Consider the following 17,079-nt stretch of genomic DNA (forward strand, 5'->3'; position numbering starts at 1 on the left):
TATAACTGTATTGTTAAAATATTTTAGAGACCATAGTAGGCTTTCAATTTGGCAATCAAGCCGAGAGGATTCTTCGTCAGGTACTGTGAACTAAAGTAAATATCCCCTTTAACTGAAGCATACTTCTTGTTGTAGTTTAGTTGATCGATGATCTCCTGTGATGTCTGCCAACCAATTTCAGGGGTACCTAACTTATAAGGAGAGTGGCCGATATACAATTTTACATTCGTGTTAGCCACTTCATTCGCCCACCAGTCCACGACTTTGTCGTATCGGGCTACGCTCAGTGTCATACTCCAATACACCTGAGGAGCGACATAGTCGATCCACTCCTGGTTAATCCATGTCCGCACATCTGCATTCATGCTATCATACGCGGTTACTCCTGCTTTGGTATCAGAGCCGGTCAGATCAACGGATTTGTTACGCCATACACCAAACGGACTAATTCCATATTCAACGTTAGCTTTCACTCTGTGAATGCTCTGTCCGAGCTGCTTGACGAATTGATTAATATTGTCCCGACGCCATTCAGCACGATCTTTGGTATTTAAGGTGTTATAGGTTTTGAATGCTGCATCATCATTAAAAGTCACATTGGACGGATAGAAATAATCATCCAGATGTACACCATCAATATCATACTGATTGACCACTTCCATGATCGTATCGATAATATGCTGTCTGGCTTCCGGGATACCTGGGTTAATGTACATTTTGCCGGATGCATTCACAATCCAGTCAGGATGAAGCTTGGAGATGTGGTTTGCAGCCAAATTGGTTGTACTCGCTGAGTTCGTTGCTCTAAACGGATTAAACCAAGCGTGGAATTCCAGGCCCCGTTTGTGTGCTTCCTCGACCATAAACGCAAGGGGATCATAACCTGGGTCTTTACCCTGTGTTCCTGTTAGTACGCTGTTCCAAGGTACCAAACCTGAAGGATAGATGGCATCCCCGTTGGCTCTCACTTGGACAAATACGGCGTTAATACCCATACCTTGCAAAGTATCAAGCTGTTTAGTGTATTCCTGCTTTTGCTTCTCTACATTTCCCTTGGCACCGGATGAAGGCCAGTCTCCATTCACAGTGGAGATCCAGGCTCCCCGCATCTCTTCAGTAGCTGGTACAGTACCCGTGCCTCCAGGCTCTGCTGGGGTTGCGGGAGTTGGTTCAGGAGTTGGTACTGATTCATCTCCTGTGTACAGATCAATGGTTTGGGCTGCCTGATTCCAGTTCACCCGAATACCAAGGTTCTCACTGACGAATCGAATGGGTACCATGACCCGACCTTGCTTTAATTCTACTGATGCATCCAAACCAACTATAGCGTTATCCACGGTTGCCTGCTGGCGTCCGCTCGTCATTGAGATAACCGAGTCGGATTTCTGAATGGTCACGGTACGTGTAGCCTGAGACCACAGTACAGATGCACCAAGTCCTTCGCTAATCACACGCAGAGGTACCATCGTTACATTTACTTTGGGCAGAATGTAGGGAGATACATCCGATTCCAAACGGTTGCCATCTAGAAAAATAGCGATTTCCTTCTGCCCGGCTGCTTGTGCCGTCATACCTGCTGTCTGTAATCCAAGTACAAAAATAAGCAGCATCATCAATCCTTTACGAAGCTTCATTAGTGCAGTCCTCCAAAATCATTATAAATTTGCGGTAAATTCTACTAGTTTAATAGACGCTCCTAACGTTTGTTTAGTTGCGATAATCACCAAATTATGGTGTGATTGCACATAAAAAAATGCTTCCTGCCATTGAAACGGCAAGAAGCATCCTTTGATCATAGGATACGATTCATTGTATATCACCCTGTTTAAACCACTGCTGAAACTTAAGACTCCGTATTACTCATGACATCCTGAAGATTTTTGAGATCACGCAACCGACTCTCGTCCTGACGGAAGTATTCGACCAAAGACTCAATACATGTAATGGAGTCCCAGCTCAGGTGATGTTCAATGCCTTCAACATCATTGTAGATATTTTCTTCCTGAACACCAATCGTCGTCAAAAACTGTTCAAGCAGATGATGGCGTTCCATCAAACGTTTGCCCATCTTTTTGCCTTTTGGCGTAAGCACCAATCCGCGGTACTTCTCATAAATCAGGTACTCGTCTTTGTCCAGCTTTTGGATCATCTTCGTCACCGATGAAGGATGTACTTCCAGTCCTTCAGCTATATCAGACACACGAGCATAGCCCTTTTCATCAATTAATTTGTATATACGCTCCAAATAATCTTCCATACTGGGCGTTGGCATCTGCTTCCCTCTCTTCTCTCTGACCGGCCCCTATTCGTGCCTGGTCCCTATCTTATAATGATACATGTTATCAATACGCATTGGCAAGTCCTGCACAATTCGGGGCGTATTGTTACGCAAGTAATTGGCAGGCGTGACATCTCCCCAAACGAGGCAAACTAAGCAAAGTTCCGCATCGAAAGGAGTGATTTCGTGAGTACAAGTGTTGCCTCACCGCCAGTTCGTAAAGCAAAAGGTACTAAACCCTTTATTCCCGATTTGGTGTACTTTGAACCCGGTGCGCTGGAATATGATAAAGGTAAACGAATTATGGAATGGGTCACATCCAAAAACATACCCTATCAGATGACCACATCCCATAACCGGATCACGAACCTGCCAGGTGAAACCGAACAAGAAAAGTACCGGATGGCGAAGCGTACTCTGGTTGTTGGTGTGCGCAAAACACTCAAGTTCGACCAGTCTAAACCTTCAGCGGAATATGCCATTCCCATCTCTACAGGCTGTATGGGGCACTGTCATTATTGTTATCTTCAAACTACACTTGGCGCCAAACCTTATGTCCGTGTGTACGTCAATACGGATGAGATCATTCAGGCTGCGAAAGGATACATCGAAGAACGCGCGCCTGAAATTACACGATTTGAAGCTGCCTGTACGTCTGATCCCGTAGGACTGGAGCATATCACGGAGAATTTAAGTGACTTGATCCGTTTTATGGCGGAAGAAGAATATGGACGCTTGCGCTTCGTAACCAAATATCATCACGTTGATCCGTTGCTGAACATTAAGCATAACGGCCACACCCGTATCCGGTTTAGTGTCAATTCGGATTATGTTATCAAAAACTTTGAACCGGCTACCTCCAGATTTGAGGAACGCATTGAAGCTGCTGGCAAAATTGCACACGCCGGTTATCCCCTGGGATTCATTATCGCTCCGATTATGTGGTATGAAGGCTGGGAAGAAGGATACTCGGATCTGTTGCAGAAGCTGGCAGATACGCTTCCAGAGGAAGCAACCAAGGATCTTACCTTTGAGATGATCCAGCACCGTTTTACCAAAACGGCCAAAGCAACCATTGAGAAACGTTATCCTAAAACCAAGCTGGAGATGGATATCGAGAAACGTAAGATGAAATGGGGCCGCTGGGGTCAGTACAAGTATGTGTATAAGGATGACCAGCAAGATGCGCTGCGCGAATTCATTACGGAACGGATCTTTGAACATTTTCCACTAGCCAATATTGATTACTTCACCTAAACAAAAAACAGGATTTACCACAATCATATGCTGATAACTGCATTCCCTACAAACGATTAAAAAGCAGGTTACATGACCCAGAGTGACTCTGGTTAACATGTAGCCTGCTTTGTCATGCATTTTTAAAATTAAATTCAGTTGATGCGTTTAAATAATCATCCAGTCTGGTGTAATCTGCTGCAACCATATGGTAATCTTCGTCATCTGATCTGTAAAGAGCAATATGCCAAGGAACAGCATTAATGCTCCCCCAATTTTCATCATGACATTGGAATAACGTAAGATCCAGCGTGTCGAACCGATGAAAAACGCCAAAATGAAGAACGGTATGGCAAACCCTGCGGTATAACCTGTAATCAGCGCCAGCCAGGTCGTGGGCTCACTCGCAGCCATCGCAATAATCGCTGTTAGAATGGGGCCAATACAGGGGGACCAGCCTGCCGAGAAACCTATGCCAAATATAAATGAACCCAGATATCCTGCCGGTTTCCATTTCATATCCAGCTTGCGTTCCTTCATCAAAAACTGAGGTTTGAATACACCAAGTAAAAATAATCCCATAAGCATAATTAAAATCGCAGACAATTGACGAATCAGAGCACGGTTATCATTGAAAAACTGGCCAAACAGTCCGGCACCCAGGCCAAGCGAATAAAATACAGCCGAGAAGCCTAAAATAAACGCCAGTGTGTGCGTCATCGTCTTAAAGCGGACTTCTCTCTGATTGCGGTCATCCTTCAATTGTTGCACCGTCATACCTGTGATATAGGAAAGGTATGATGGATACAGCGGAAGACAACATGGTGATATAAATGAGACCAAACCTGCTACAAAAGCCATCCATACATTAACATCAGGCATGAAGCGGATGTCTCCCTTCCCCGGGCTCACGTGCTTACTCGTTCAGTCGTCAGGCTCGGAACCCTTTTTTTCCAATCATCGTCAGAATCAGCATCATGATCAGCAATAATACGATCGTTGCTCCAGGTGCGAGGTTCCAGATACCTGCTACGACCAGTCCAAGGACTACGGCAATTTCGCCTATAACCACGGACAGAATAATGGCAGATTTGAAACTTCGGGCCATCAACAGGCTGACCGCTACCGGAATGGTCAATAACGCTGACACCAGAAGCGCACCGACAATCTTGATCGCTGTGCTAATGACGAGTGCCGTCATCACAGTAATTAACATGTTCAGAATTCTCACAGGCAACCCTGTAACCGCTGCCGCATCTTCCTCAAAGCTGAGCAGGAAAAATTCCTTATGTAACAACGCCACTACGATGACCACGATCAGTGTAACCACACCTACCAGCTTCAGATCTGTAGCGTCTAATGTATATATACTGCCGAACAAGTAACTCATGACATCTGCATTGTATCCTTTGCCCAGCGTGAAGAACAATGAAGCCAGCGCCACGCCTCCGGACATGATAATGGCAATCGATAATTCGGCGTAAGTCTTGTACGCTTTGCGCAGCTTCTCAATCGCAAATGATGCAAGCACGGCAAATATCAAACCTACCGCAATGGGATACACTTCAATCAGGAATCCGAGTGCAACGCCGGCGATGGTCACATGAGACAAGGTGTCTCCGATCATGGATAACCGCCGTAACACCAGGAACAGTCCGATCAGCGGAGCGGTGATGCCAATTAACAATCCACCCGCCAGTGCACGCTGAAAAAAATCACTCATTAATATTTCCAAAACAAACACGACTCCTTCGGCCTTACTCTAATCTAATGGGCCATAAACACGGCTAGCGTACCTGTGCAGTAGTATGTTGCAGGTTGGTTTCAGCACAATCCTGTACCTCATGCGAATGACGGACATGGAAATTAATTTTGCCATTCGTTACCGCAGCTTCAGAACCCAGATAACTCTCCATCCGATCCATATCATGCGACACCATCAGAAAAGTCATGCGGTGATGTTCATGCATATGCGTAATCAGTTCAAAGAAACTGGCCTGTGATTCAGCATCAATACCTACCGTTGGTTCATCCAAAATCAGCAGATCCGGGTGATTGATAAGCGCTCGTGCCAAAAATACACGCTGCTGCTGCCCGCCGGACAACTGCCCAATACGTTTGTTCGCCAGATCCTCAATTCGCATGACTTGCATGGCATCCGTACACTGCTGCTGACATTTGCGAGACATACGACGGAACATGTTTTTGTTATTGTACAAGCCGGACATGACCACTTCACGGACCGTCGCAGGAAATAACGGGTTAAATGCATTTTTTTGTGGCACATACCCGACCCGGTCCCAGTCCTTGAACTTGCGGATCGATTGTCCGAATAGTTTAATATCTCCTTGCGCAGGAGGCAATAATCCTACCAGCATGCGCAGTAGTGTCGTTTTACCTGCCCCATTGGAACCGATAATCCCGACAAAGTCCCGTTCTTGGGCCATAAAATCGAGATTCTCAATCACTCGCTGGTCCCCATAGGAAAATGATAGTTTCTCGATCTCTATTATTGGATCATGACATAGTGGCATGATTTGCTGCATGGCAAAGCCGCCCTTCATTATATATAAGAATCCCATAGCGTCCTAAGAGCCTTCACCGCGAACGGTAAAGACTCTTAGTTCTGAATCCTTCATTCTATCTTATTTTAATGCGATCAGCAGATTTTGCAAATTTTTCTCCATCAGGGTGAAATAATCGTCCCCGTTTGTTGCCTGCTCTTTGGTCAACCCCTCAACCGGATTAAGGACCATGGTTTCCACGCCTGCTTCGCTTGCCAGTGTTTTCGCCAACTTGTCAGATACCAGCTCTTCGAAGAAAATGTATTTAATGCCTTCATCTTTAACGAGTTTCGCAAGCTTCACGATATCCTGTCCTGTCGGTTCAGCATCCGGGGAAAGTCCCATAATGGCATGCTGGCTTAATCCATAATCACGTGCAAGGTAGCCGAACGCTTGGTGCGAAACAACAATTTCCTTGTTCGGCACTGTAGCCAATTCATCTGTAAAACGCTGATCCAGCGTCTCAAGCTTCATACGAAGCTCTTCATAACGTTGTTCATAACCTGCTTTGTGATCAGGATCTGCCTCGACCAGACTATTTTTGATGTTTTCAGCCATGATCATGGCCGATTTAGGACTAACCCACGTATGTGGATCAATATGATGATCAGCAACATCTTCACTGGTAGCCTCATCTGTGTGTTCATCTGCATGCTCGTCTTCATGCTCTTCGCCGTGACCATGCCCATCATCACCCTCAGCGGTTAACAGCTTAACGCCTTCGCTGACGGCAACCGACTTCACCTGTGTATCACTGTTCAGCGACTTCAGGAAATTCGGTACCCATCCTTCCAGTCCAGCTCCATTATAGAAAAACAGCTGTGCCTTGGACGTATTAACAATATCCTGACTCTTCGGAGTCCAGTCATGTGGCTCTACTCCCGTTGGCAGCAGGTTAATGACATTGGCATCTTCACCACCGATTGCAGTCGTAAAAGCATATACAGGATAAAATGTCGTCACAACATTTACTTTGCCTTCCACCATCTTGGCACTATTGGAACTATCCTGCCCACACGCAGACAATACCAGCAAACTGAGAATAAGCAGACCCGTCCACAGCAACTTCTTGTTGCCTCTTTTGCTCATCTTGCCTATCAGGTTAGCCTGAACTTGATGTTGCTCTTTATAAAATATCATTATCATTCACTCCGCATCTCTTAATCGTAAACATTACTGAAAGAATTATAGGTAACCTGAACCTACTTGTCAAGCTATCTCGTCCTATTCATTCTTTCCTGAAGTACGGAGTTCATAACAGTATATGGTTGTTCTCTTCCCTTCAGATGAGAATTCTTCCAACAAAAAAAGGGGCCCGAATTAGATCGGACCACCTTGTGTCATAATTATGACAGTATTTATATATTCTTATTTCACTTGTGCGCCATTAGGCATGCTGTCTGGTACAGTAGCCAGTGTAAGCTGATCGCCATGGGACGCTGCAAGTATCATACCCTGAGACAGTTCACCACGGAGTTTCACCGGTTTGAGGTTGGTCACACAGATGACTTTGCGTCCGACCATCTCTTCTGGTGAATAGAACTTCGCGATTCCCGATACGACCTGGCGCTGCTCATAACCCAGATCCAGCTGCAATTTTAGCAACTTATCTGCTTTTTTGACCGGTTCGCAGGCAATAACTTGAGCGACACGCAATTCAACTTTGGCAAAATCGTCAATCCCGATCTCTTCCGTGCCCTCAGGTGCAGTTACCGGTTCAACAGCTGCCGAAGCTCCAGCATCTGCTTGATTTGCTTCAGGCTGTGCCGCTTTTTGTCCGCCAGTCATTGCTTCGGAGATATAAGCAATTTCCTGTTCGGAATCCAAACGCGGGAAGATTGGATCGCCTTTTTGCAAGGCATTTCCAGCTGGAACCAGGCCCCATTGCTTGGCTGAATCCCAAGCCGTGAGTTCGCCTTCCTGAATGCCGAGCTGAGCCCAGATTTTATGAGGAGCACGTGTCAGGAACGGTTGCAACAAGATGGAAGAAATCCGCAAGCTTTCGATCAGGTGAGACATAACGGATGCCAATTCATCGCGTTTCGCTTCATCACGAGCCAGCGCCCACGGCTGCGTCTCATCAATGTATTTGTTAGTGCGGCTGACAAACTGACTGATCGCCGTCAGTGCTACGGAAAACTGCAGGTTTTCCATCGCCTGTTCCACTTTTTCTACCGTGGTATGACCTGCTTCTTCGAGTGAAGCATCAAATTCAGTACCATTCGAAACAAACGCAGGGGCTTTGCCTTCGAAATACTTGTCTACCATCGCAACGGTACGGTTCAACAGGTTACCCAGATCGTTCGCGAGGTCAGAGTTGACACGATCTACGAAGCTCTCCGGTGTGAATGTACCATCGGAACCAAATGGCACTTCACGCAGCAGGTAATAACGCAGTGCATCCAAACCGTATCGATCAATCAGAGTTACTGGATCAACGACATTGCCTTTTGATTTGGACATTTTGCCGTCCTTCATCAACAACCAGCCGTGTGCAAAGACTTTCTTCGGCAAAGGCAGATCCAGCGCCATCAACATAATTGGCCAGTAAATTGTATGGAAACGAACAATTTCTTTACCTACCAGATGAACGTCCGCAGGCCAGAACTTGTTATACAGGGATGCATCGGATGAACCGTAGCCCAGAGCTGTAATATAGTTGGACAACGCATCAATCCACACGTAGACCACGTGTTTTGGATCGCCTTTGACTTTGACGCCCCATTCAAATGTAGTCCGCGATACAGCCAAGTCCTCAAGACCTGGCTTGATGAAGTTGTTGATCATCTCGTTCTTACGGGATTCCGGCTGAATAAAGCCCGGGTTCTCTTCGTAATATTTCAACAAACGATCTGCATATTTACTCATGCGGAAGAAGTAGGATTCTTCTTTGACCAGTTCCACGGGGTGTCCGCTATCCGGACTCTTGGCCGAGATAATCTCGCCCTTCTCATTCTTCTCCACATCCACCAATTGGGTCTCTGTGTAATACGTCTCATCCGGAATGCTGTACCAGCCTTCATACTCGCCTTTGTAGATATCTCCCTGTTTCAGCAAACGATCAAAGATATCCTGAACCACGGTTTTGTGGCGCTCTTCTGTTGTACGGATGAAGTCGTCATTGGAGATGTCCAGCTTGTTCCACAGTTCTTTGATACCAACAACGATATCGTCGATAAAAGCTTGCGGTGACTGTCCTTTCTCTTGTGCCTTGCGTTCAATCTTCTGGCCATGCTCATCGGTTCCTGTCAGATAGTGAGCATCATAACCGCGCAGACGCTTGTAACGAACCATCGCATCTCCCGCCACTGTTGTATACGCATGCCCAATATGCAATTTGTCACTCGGATAATAAATCGGTGTTGTCAGATAAAATGTTTTTTGGTCAGCCATGAATGACTTCTCCTCCTTCAAATGTTCCTGCTTCATGTGATCCCTTAGTCAAAAACAACTAAAAAAGAACACAAAAAACTCCCGCCCCTATGGGACGAGAGTTGCTCTCACGTGTTACCACCCAAATTCCCCATGTTTTTCGCAAAACACAGGCTCTGTCGGTCCTTCGACCGCCCATTAACGCTGGATCACGCCTCAGCCTTACGACAGCAGCTCTGAAATCACTGTCTGCACGCTCGAAAGAGGTTCCTCCAGGACCATGTTCCATCCTCCTCCCAGACCGGTTCTCAGCTCATCCGGCTCTCTGCACTGGGGGTGTGTCTGTACTTATCCCTTCACTGGAAAATCATATAGAAGTTGTTCAAAAAGTAAAACTAGACTTTTTGAACTTGCACATATAGGAAAAATATACTGAAATGCGGGCCCCTTTGTCAAGTGGACAGCATACTCAAGTTCAATCCTGGCCTGTTTCCAGGCCACCCGAATGCTTTCGGCTAATATCGTTACTCTGATACCATCATGGACTTCTCCGCCTTAGGTGGTACCAGATCTACACCGCCTGGATGAAACGGGTGACATTTGGCAATGCGTTTCGCTGTTAGCAACGAGCCTTTGAGCGCGCCGTGCACTTCTATCGCCTCCATCGCGTAAGCCGAACAGCTTGGATAGAATCGACATGTTGGCGGCGTCAATGGAGAGATATAGTTGCGGTACACCCGAATGGGTGCCTGAGCTATTCTACGCGATAACTTCATGGTCAGTGCTTCCCATGAGCGTGTTGATGTCCAGACGCCGCTTTGGCCGGCGCATGCTCAGCACAATCCTTGCAATATCCAAATACCTCGAACTTGTGATCCACAACCTGAAATTGCTCAGGCGCATCCGCAAGCTGCATCGGGCAAAAAACAATAGGATATGTCTTCTGACACTTCAGACAGATCATATGATGGTGATGATGATCTTCACTACAGTGTGCTCTGAATTTAACGCCATCTTCAAAGATGACCTGTTCCAGTACACCCAGTTCCTGCATCACACGCAAATTCCGATATACCGTGTCAAAACTCAGTCCGCTATAAGTCTTACCCATATATTCATAGACGTCCTTGGGTGTAAGATACCCGGGCGACTCGGCAAATAACCGGGCCAATGTTTTCCGCTGATCGGTAATGCGGAGCCCCTGTGAGGACATGGTCGAAATAATCTGTTCTGTCGACAGCATGATCTAAAGCACCTCCTGTCATACGAGCATTTTGCATCATTCATAGAGCGACAGTTTATTCCGCAAAAACGAAAATTTTGCTTTCTTGTATACCTCTAATAATGCATCAAATTACGATTAGAGTCAACGAAGCTACCGGGTTCTCCCATTCCAACAACATTTAAAAAGGACTCCACACATGCAATGCCATTACGTTTAGCCTTAAGCTAATGACATTGCATGGACACGGAGTCCTTTCTTGACGGTTCAGATCATTAATCGTTCGGGCGACTTTTGGGGTGAACGGGTATATATGATATAAGCTTTCACTCCAAACCGTCCGTGCATGTTCATGATATTACTTTTCAGCTGGTAGCGGCGTAAATAGCAGGTTGACAGGCAGGTTACTTCCTGGTGCCGCCGAGAAGAGGATGGTTACACTCTCACCGTACGAACCTGTGCGATACATCACGCTTTGCTCATTAGGCGCAGTTACAGATTTACCTGTAGAAATCTGAACGACCTGTCCATTCACAAGTGCCACACCTGAGTATCTTCCCCCACGAGGGTTGAAAGAAATCAACGTGCGCGGAGCAACGTTATTCAATGTAATTTTGTACAATACACCGAAGTTACCTGCGTTGGACGCTTCCGTGTACGCCATAGGGTCCGTTCCTACAAGGTTTGGATCACTAGCATTATCTCCAAGCGGAAGACGTACAGGCTTCGATCCCACTTCTTGATCGTACGTAATAATCCGTGTTGCATTTGGATACGTTCCACGGTTGTGAACCCCATCACGATCGAGAACCGGCAGGCTCGACAACACTTCCATCGGGACCTTGTTCTCTTCGATCATGATAATGTTGTAATCCAATTCATAATCACTGAATACATCCGAATACAAGGAGATAACTTGTCCCTGTTTCATCGGAAGAACGCTCAGATCATTGAGAATCAGTTTGCTTTCTCCTGGCTGGATGTACACTTTCTTTTGTCCCGTGCCATTCTGCATGGACTGGAACCAACGGTCAATCGACAACTTTCCAGCTACCGTTGCAAAAGGAGACGGTCCCGCAAAGCCCATGTTTTGCTGCTCAATGGACGCCGTGTAAGCATTGTTGTTCGTCGCTACAACGTACATTTTCACGTTTTTGCCCGTGTTGTTCACATGGTGAATCATGAAACGCGTCTGTCCGAAAGAAGATTCCTTGTATACAATGCCTTCCGTATTCACGGTTTCCGGGCTGTTACTACGGATCAGAAGACTTGGTTCATCATAATATGTGAAAGGAACTTTCTCCAATGCCGGTACGCCGCCACCGTCGAAGGTAAATTTCTCACCTACTGGTGTGAACAATTGATTGAAGTCGGTCAGACTGTATAACGTTTCGCCCGTAATATTGATCATCTTGGTGTAGCTGTCGCTAGCGCCATGTTTATCGGTAACTGTAATCGTTACGGTCTTCGGTCCTGGAACAAAGAATGCCAGTGCATTGTTATCCCATTCTGTTTTTACAATCGCATTCTCATCATCTGTGCTTTGATCAATATAAGTGATTTTCTCACCCATTTTGTATTCTTCTTTATCTGTCGTAAACATCGCGACAGGTGGCAGATTCGGTCTTTCAACCTTAATCGTAACCGAATACGGATCACTCCACTGACCACTTGAATCCTGGACCGCATAGGTTACTGTGTATACACCTGGTTGGTCAAATGAATCCTGACGGCCAGTCCAACGCTCATCAACAATGCTGAGTCCCTTGGGTGAACTGGATCTGGTTGTATAGGTTACCTGGTCTCCAGCAAAAACCTCTTTTTGTACGGTGAAGCTGGCTACCGGTTTGGTACTCAGCTTCAATACAACCGTTTTCGCAGGCTGGTTTACATTATATGTGATGTTCAGGGCCTGCGTAATCGACGTCAGTGGCACCATGAACGTATTCTTTTGTTGATAAGCAGGGCCCTTCATCGATCTGGATACGCCATTAACGGTATAAATTGTGCTGTTTGTTTTGAAACGCAGCTCATCTTCACCACTAATAATGATCGTTTCTTTAGTTGTGTTATCATATTTGACATCATAGCCAACCCGATCAACGAGAGCACGGATCGCTACATAGGATACACCATTTTTAACAGCCATCGGCTGTCCAGCAAGATACGTCTTGCCATCCTGCATCATTTTATTACTGTTCATATAAAGAGTGAGGTCTCCAACCCCGCCTCCAGCGACAGATGAATTCCCTGTAGACGGCTGCTCCACTTCTACTGGTGCAGGTGCTGGTGTTTCCTCTGCTATACCTTCTTCGTCCGTCTGTTCCGTTACCGGATCAACTGGAGTAACGTCTGTTCCTGTAGGAACATTGGTTTCGGGATTCACTTCTTCAGTTGTTTCATTATTTGATGTTGGAGTGTCTGTTCCGGATTTCACTTCGGATTCCGCGATGGTTTGTTCTTTCTTCACAACCTCCACGGATTTAACTTTGGCTGTATTCACTGGTGTAGTATCGCTCTGATCAGCTGATTGTGCATTCGCAGGAATCACTGCAAACGCCTGAAAAACAGCAAAAGCGGTAAGTATGGACAATTTCTTCTTAAAATTCATTCTTTGTCTTTGGCTCCTTCTGCTCCCATTTTATAAATATCCCCCTCAAAAAGTCATATTATTAGACGCTTGGGACCGGGAAAAGTTGCTAAAAAGTTAAGAGGAGAATTGTAAACTTTTAATAGAAGGAAAATACTATGATAATAGTTATCTATCAATGTTTATATGTGTCATTCGTACAAAAACATCCTCTACACGAAAAAAATGCTTCAAATATAAAAGCAGCCCTTGCGAAACAAGTTCGCAAAGACTGCTTGGTTGGTATTTTTTAGGTTGCTATATAAAGGTTAGATCACTTACCGGAACAAGCCATACCAGCCGTTTCCTGGCGACCTTGTTCGATCAGGCGATACGCCCGCTCCACTTCTTCTTCACTTGGTGAAGGAACACCATCCAGTGGATACACTTTGCCAAGCGCTTCCCATTTGTAGATCCCCATCTGATGGTATGGAAGAATTTCGAACTTCTCGACGCCATTTAATGTTCCAATAAACCGTCCGAGGTTAAGCAGATCCTCTTCCTCGTTATGAATACCAGGCACATACACGTGGCGTATCCACATTTTCCGGCCTTGCTCTGAGAGCCACTTGGCCGTTTTCAACGTTCTCTCGTTGGATTTGCCTGTCAGCTTGATATGTTTCTCATCATCAATATGCTTGAGGTCCAGCAGAACCAGGTCTGTGTGATCCAGCAGATCTTGAATCCGATCCGGTTCGTTAAACCCGTTGCTATCCAGTGTCGTATGCAAGCCCCAGCGGCGCTTCACTTCCTTGAAGATCTCGGCTACAAAATGAGCCTGTAACGTTGGTTCTCCCCCAGATATCGTGAGTCCGCCTCCGGAGCTGCGGTAGTAAGACAGGTAAGGCTCAATTTCAGCCAGTACCTCCTCAAGCGTCATTTCTTTTCCGCCATCTAGTGCCCATGTATCAGGATTGTGGCAATATTGACACTTGAGTAGACATCCTTGCATAAAAAGCACGAAGCGGATGCCTGGGCCGTCAACCGTCCCGAAAGTTTCGAGTGAATGAATATGTCCTTTAACCATGCTGCCTCTTCCTTTCTGTATCCGCATCCGCTGTGCGTTTAATATGATTTGGAATGCCTTGTTCTAGCGGTCTTCTACTTGCAAATTACTTACATCGAGCCATGGAACGTACGGTTGATGACATCCAACTGTTGTTCACGAGTCAGTTTAATGAAGTTAACCGCATATCCGGATACCCGTACAGTCAGTTGCGGATAATTTTCCGGGTGATCCATTGCATCAATCAGTTGTTGACGATCAAATACGTTAACGTTCAGGTGATGAGCGTTTTGACCAAAGTAACCATCCATCATCGCAGTCAGATTGGATTTACGTGTAGTTTCCTCTTTACCCAGTGCTTTTGGCACGATGGAGAAGGTATTGGAAATACCGTCAAGGCTGTGTTCATAAGGCAATTTGGCTACCGAGCCAAGGGATGCCAGTGCACCTTTTTTATCACGACCATGCATTGGGTTCGCACCTGGAGCAAATGGTTCACCTGCTTTACGACCATCCGGTGTAGTCCCTGTTTTCTTACCATATACCACGTTGGAAGTGATCGTCAGAACGGATTGTGTTGGAACTGCGTTACGGTAAGCTTTGTGCTTGCGAATCATGCCCATGAAGTTCTCGACCAGTTCAACAGCAATGCTGTCTACGCTGTCTTCATTGTTACCGTAACAAGGGAAGTCTCCTTCGATTTCGAAATCAACAGCGATGCCTTGTTCGTTACGAATTGGTTTTACTTTGGCATATTTGATCGCACTCAGTGAGTCGGCTGTAACCGACAGACCAGCGATACCGCAAGCCATCGTACGTACAATGTCACGGTCATGCAATGCCATTTCGATACGCTCATAACTGTATTTATCGTGCATGTAGTGAATGACGTTGAGGGTGTTCATATACAGCTTCGCGAGCCACTCCATCATTGGTTTGAAGCGTTTCATAACCTCATTGTAATCCAGCACGTCGCTTGTAATGGCAGGATACTCAGGTCCGACCTGTGCACCGGATTTCTCGTCACGACCACCGTTGATCGCATACAAGAGAGCTTTCGCCAGGTTGGCACGAGCACCGAAGAATTGCATTTGTTTCCCGATCTTCATCGCTGATACACAGCAAGCAATACCGTAATCGTCACCGTAGATCGGACGCATCAGATCATCATTCTCATACTGGATTGAACTGGTTTCGATGGAAACTTTGCTGCAATAATCTTTGAAAGCTTCCGGAAGTTTCGTGGACCATAGAACAGTCAAGTTCGGTTCTGGTGCAGGTCCCAGGTTGTGCAGCGTATGCAGGAAACGGAAGCTGTTTTTGGTTACACGTGTTTCACCATTCACAGACATACCACCGATGGACTCGGTTACCCATGTTGGATCTCCACTGAACAGTTCGTTGTAATCTGGTGTACGCAGGAATTTAACAATCCGCAGTTTCATGACGAAATGATCAACCAATTCCTGAGCCTGTTCTTCGGACAAAATCCCTTCTTGCAGGTCACGTTCAATGTAGATGTCCAGAAAAGAAGATACACGTCCCAAGGACATCGCAGCACCATTCTGTTCTTTGATCGCAGCGAGATAACCGAAGTACAACCATTGGAATGCTTCTTTTGCTGTAGTCGCTGGTAAGGAAATATCGAACCCGTGCATATCGCCCAATTGCTTCAATTCTTGCAATGCACGAATCTGCTCAGACAATTCTTCCCGTAGACGAATGACATCTTCATCAATGACATCAACTTCGAGTGCATTCAATTCACCTTTTTTGTTACGAATCAGGAAGTCTACCCCGTACAGAGCTACACGGCGATAGTCACCGATGATCCGTCCACGGCCGTAAGCATCTGGCAGACCTGTGATGATTCCTGCTTTACGCGCTGCACGCATGTCGGAAGTATAAGCATCGAAAACCCCTTGGTTATGCGTTTTGCGAATGTTTGTAAATATATCAATGACGCCTTGTGGCATCTCAAAGCCATATGCCTCACATGCGTCAATCATCATGCGAATTCCGCCTGTTGGTTGAATGGAGCGTTTGAACGGAGCATCGGTCTGAACGCCGACAATCTGCTCTTTGGATTGGTCCAGATAACCTGGTTGGTGAGAAACAATAGTTCCTGGTGTGTTCACGTCAACGTCAAGGACACCGCCGTTATCACGTTCTTTTTTGGTCAGATCAGATACGATCTCCCACAATTCTTTGGTATTCTGAGTTGCACCTGCAAGGAACGCTTCATCGCCGTAATACGGAGACAAGTTGTGTGCCAGAAAATCATTCACATCTACGGATTTGGTCCATGTTCCTTTGGTAAAGTTTCTCCAGCCTGTTTGTTGTTTGACATCTTTTTCAATCACCGACATCGTAATCCCTCCACTAATTTGGATTTCTGGACACATAACATATTGCTTCATTCGTATCATTGTGTGCCCAGAGCCGCGATTAATGTGAATTGTTTCACATAAACCGGAACATGTTCTCTCTACTTGGGAACCGGAACCGCGGGATGAATGTTTTTCTTACATTTTCAGTATACGACTTGGCGCTTTCATCATCTGTGATTTTTATCACAAAGTCAGTGAAGTAACTCACTCCACCTGCGCTGTGTCCCATTGAACCGGAACTTTACACAGGATCACTGCGTGGCAGAACAACCTTCCAATCGCTGTTATCCCCAGATTTTTTTGATTCCCTTTTGAAAAGGGAAAATCCGGGGATAAAGGCGACCGCTTCGCTTTTTCAGGTTATTTCTGCCCCTCCGTTGTC

The 17,079-nt window shown here is 45.9% G+C and carries 13 protein-coding genes; 1 reads left to right on the forward strand and 12 read right to left on the reverse strand.

Annotation, left to right across the window (positions count from 1 at the left end; all coding sequences use genetic code 11):
- Nucleotides 1-23: 23 nt before the first annotated feature.
- Together MHI06_RS19185 and mntR are read right to left on the reverse strand one after the other, a co-directional pair.
- Nucleotides 24-1,634 (reverse strand): family 10 glycosylhydrolase, encoded by a 1,611-nt coding sequence (locus MHI06_RS19185; protein ID WP_340398768.1) that lies wholly within the window; start codon nt 1,632-1,634, stop codon nt 24-26.
- Nucleotides 1,635-1,843: 209 nt separating this feature from the next.
- On the reverse strand, nt 1,844-2,272 hold the full coding sequence (mntR, locus tag MHI06_RS19190) for a transcriptional regulator MntR (protein ID WP_062835284.1): 429 nt from the start codon (nt 2,270-2,272) through the stop codon (nt 1,844-1,846).
- Between the two features lie 192 nt (nt 2,273-2,464).
- On the opposite strand from mntR, the gene splB reads away from it, so the two are divergent.
- A complete protein-coding gene (gene splB / locus MHI06_RS19195; RefSeq protein ID WP_340398769.1) occupies nt 2,465-3,535 on the forward strand; it encodes a spore photoproduct lyase in 1,071 nt (356 codons plus the stop codon).
- 147 nt (nt 3,536-3,682) lie between these two features.
- Here splB and MHI06_RS19200 read toward each other — a convergent pair whose 3' ends face one another.
- From MHI06_RS19200 to pflB, 10 genes are all read right to left on the reverse strand, one after another.
- Nucleotides 3,683-4,396, reverse strand: a complete 714-nt coding sequence (locus MHI06_RS19200; RefSeq protein WP_340398770.1) for a cytochrome c biogenesis protein CcdA — start codon at nt 4,394-4,396, stop codon at nt 3,683-3,685.
- A 49-nt stretch (nt 4,397-4,445) separates the two neighbouring features.
- Complete coding sequence (locus MHI06_RS19205) at nt 4,446-5,249, reverse strand: metal ABC transporter permease (protein WP_062835287.1); 804 nt, start codon at nt 5,247-5,249, stop codon at nt 4,446-4,448.
- 52 nt (nt 5,250-5,301) lie between these two features.
- Nucleotides 5,302-6,060, reverse strand: a complete 759-nt coding sequence (locus MHI06_RS19210) for a metal ABC transporter ATP-binding protein (protein ID WP_340398771.1) — start codon at nt 6,058-6,060, stop codon at nt 5,302-5,304.
- A gap of 99 nt (nt 6,061-6,159) precedes the next feature.
- Entirely contained in the window at nt 6,160-7,167 is a 1,008-nt protein-coding gene (locus MHI06_RS19215) for a metal ABC transporter substrate-binding protein (protein WP_340402151.1), read from the reverse strand.
- 279 nt (nt 7,168-7,446) lie between these two features.
- The gene (gene metG, locus MHI06_RS19220; protein ID WP_340398772.1) at nt 7,447-9,507 is read right to left on the reverse strand and encodes a methionine--tRNA ligase; all 2,061 of its coding nucleotides are present in this window, start codon (nt 9,505-9,507) and stop codon (nt 7,447-7,449) included.
- Nucleotides 9,508-9,974: 467 nt separating this feature from the next.
- Nucleotides 9,975-10,226: a membrane protein insertion efficiency factor YidD gene (yidD, locus tag MHI06_RS19225; RefSeq protein ID WP_017687565.1), complete on the reverse strand. Its 252-nt coding sequence runs from the start codon at nt 10,224-10,226 to the stop codon at nt 9,975-9,977.
- A gap of 2 nt (nt 10,227-10,228) precedes the next feature.
- Nucleotides 10,229-10,693: a Fur family transcriptional regulator gene (locus MHI06_RS19230; RefSeq protein WP_145322670.1), complete on the reverse strand. Its 465-nt coding sequence runs from the start codon at nt 10,691-10,693 to the stop codon at nt 10,229-10,231.
- Nucleotides 10,694-11,030: 337 nt separating this feature from the next.
- The gene (locus MHI06_RS19235; protein WP_340398773.1) at nt 11,031-13,283 is read right to left on the reverse strand and encodes a stalk domain-containing protein; all 2,253 of its coding nucleotides are present in this window, start codon (nt 13,281-13,283) and stop codon (nt 11,031-11,033) included.
- A 292-nt stretch (nt 13,284-13,575) separates the two neighbouring features.
- The gene (pflA, locus tag MHI06_RS19240; protein WP_340398774.1) at nt 13,576-14,328 is read right to left on the reverse strand and encodes a pyruvate formate-lyase-activating protein; all 753 of its coding nucleotides are present in this window, start codon (nt 14,326-14,328) and stop codon (nt 13,576-13,578) included.
- Between the two features lie 89 nt (nt 14,329-14,417).
- Complete coding sequence (gene pflB / locus MHI06_RS19245; RefSeq protein ID WP_169481986.1) at nt 14,418-16,676, reverse strand: formate C-acetyltransferase; 2,259 nt, start codon at nt 16,674-16,676, stop codon at nt 14,418-14,420.
- Nucleotides 16,677-17,079 lie beyond the last annotated feature (403 nt).

The sequence above is a fragment of the Paenibacillus sp. FSL H8-0079 genome (assembly GCF_037991315.1).
In the GTDB taxonomy this organism is placed as follows: Bacteria; Bacillota; Bacilli; order Paenibacillales; family Paenibacillaceae; genus Paenibacillus.

Bases quoted from the DNA above. Each gene is read 5' to 3' on its own strand.
- MHI06_RS19185 (WP_340398768.1), bottom strand. From the start codon at position 1,634: ATGAAGCTTCGTAAAGGATTGATGATGCTGCTTATTTTTGTACTTGGA.
- mntR (WP_062835284.1), bottom strand. From the start codon at position 2,272: ATGCCAACGCCCAGTATGGAAGATTATTTGGAGCGTATATACAAATTA.
- MHI06_RS19200 (WP_340398770.1), bottom strand. From the start codon at position 4,396: ATGCCTGATGTTAATGTATGGATGGCTTTTGTAGCAGGTTTGGTCTCA.
- MHI06_RS19210 (WP_340398771.1), bottom strand. From the start codon at position 6,060: ATGCAGCAAATCATGCCACTATGTCATGATCCAATAATAGAGATCGAG.
- MHI06_RS19215 (WP_340402151.1), bottom strand. From the start codon at position 7,167: ATGAGCAAAAGAGGCAACAAGAAGTTGCTGTGGACGGGTCTGCTTATT.
- metG (WP_340398772.1), bottom strand. From the start codon at position 9,507: ATGAAGCAGGAACATTTGAAGGAGGAGAAGTCATTCATGGCTGACCAA.
- yidD (WP_017687565.1), bottom strand. From the start codon at position 10,226: ATGAAGTTATCGCGTAGAATAGCTCAGGCACCCATTCGGGTGTACCGC.
- MHI06_RS19230 (WP_145322670.1), bottom strand. From the start codon at position 10,693: ATGCTGTCGACAGAACAGATTATTTCGACCATGTCCTCACAGGGGCTC.
- MHI06_RS19235 (WP_340398773.1), bottom strand. From the start codon at position 13,283: ATGAATTTTAAGAAGAAATTGTCCATACTTACCGCTTTTGCTGTTTTT.
- pflA (WP_340398774.1), bottom strand. From the start codon at position 14,328: ATGGTTAAAGGACATATTCATTCACTCGAAACTTTCGGGACGGTTGAC.
- pflB (WP_169481986.1), bottom strand. From the start codon at position 16,676: ATGTCGGTGATTGAAAAAGATGTCAAACAACAAACAGGCTGGAGAAAC.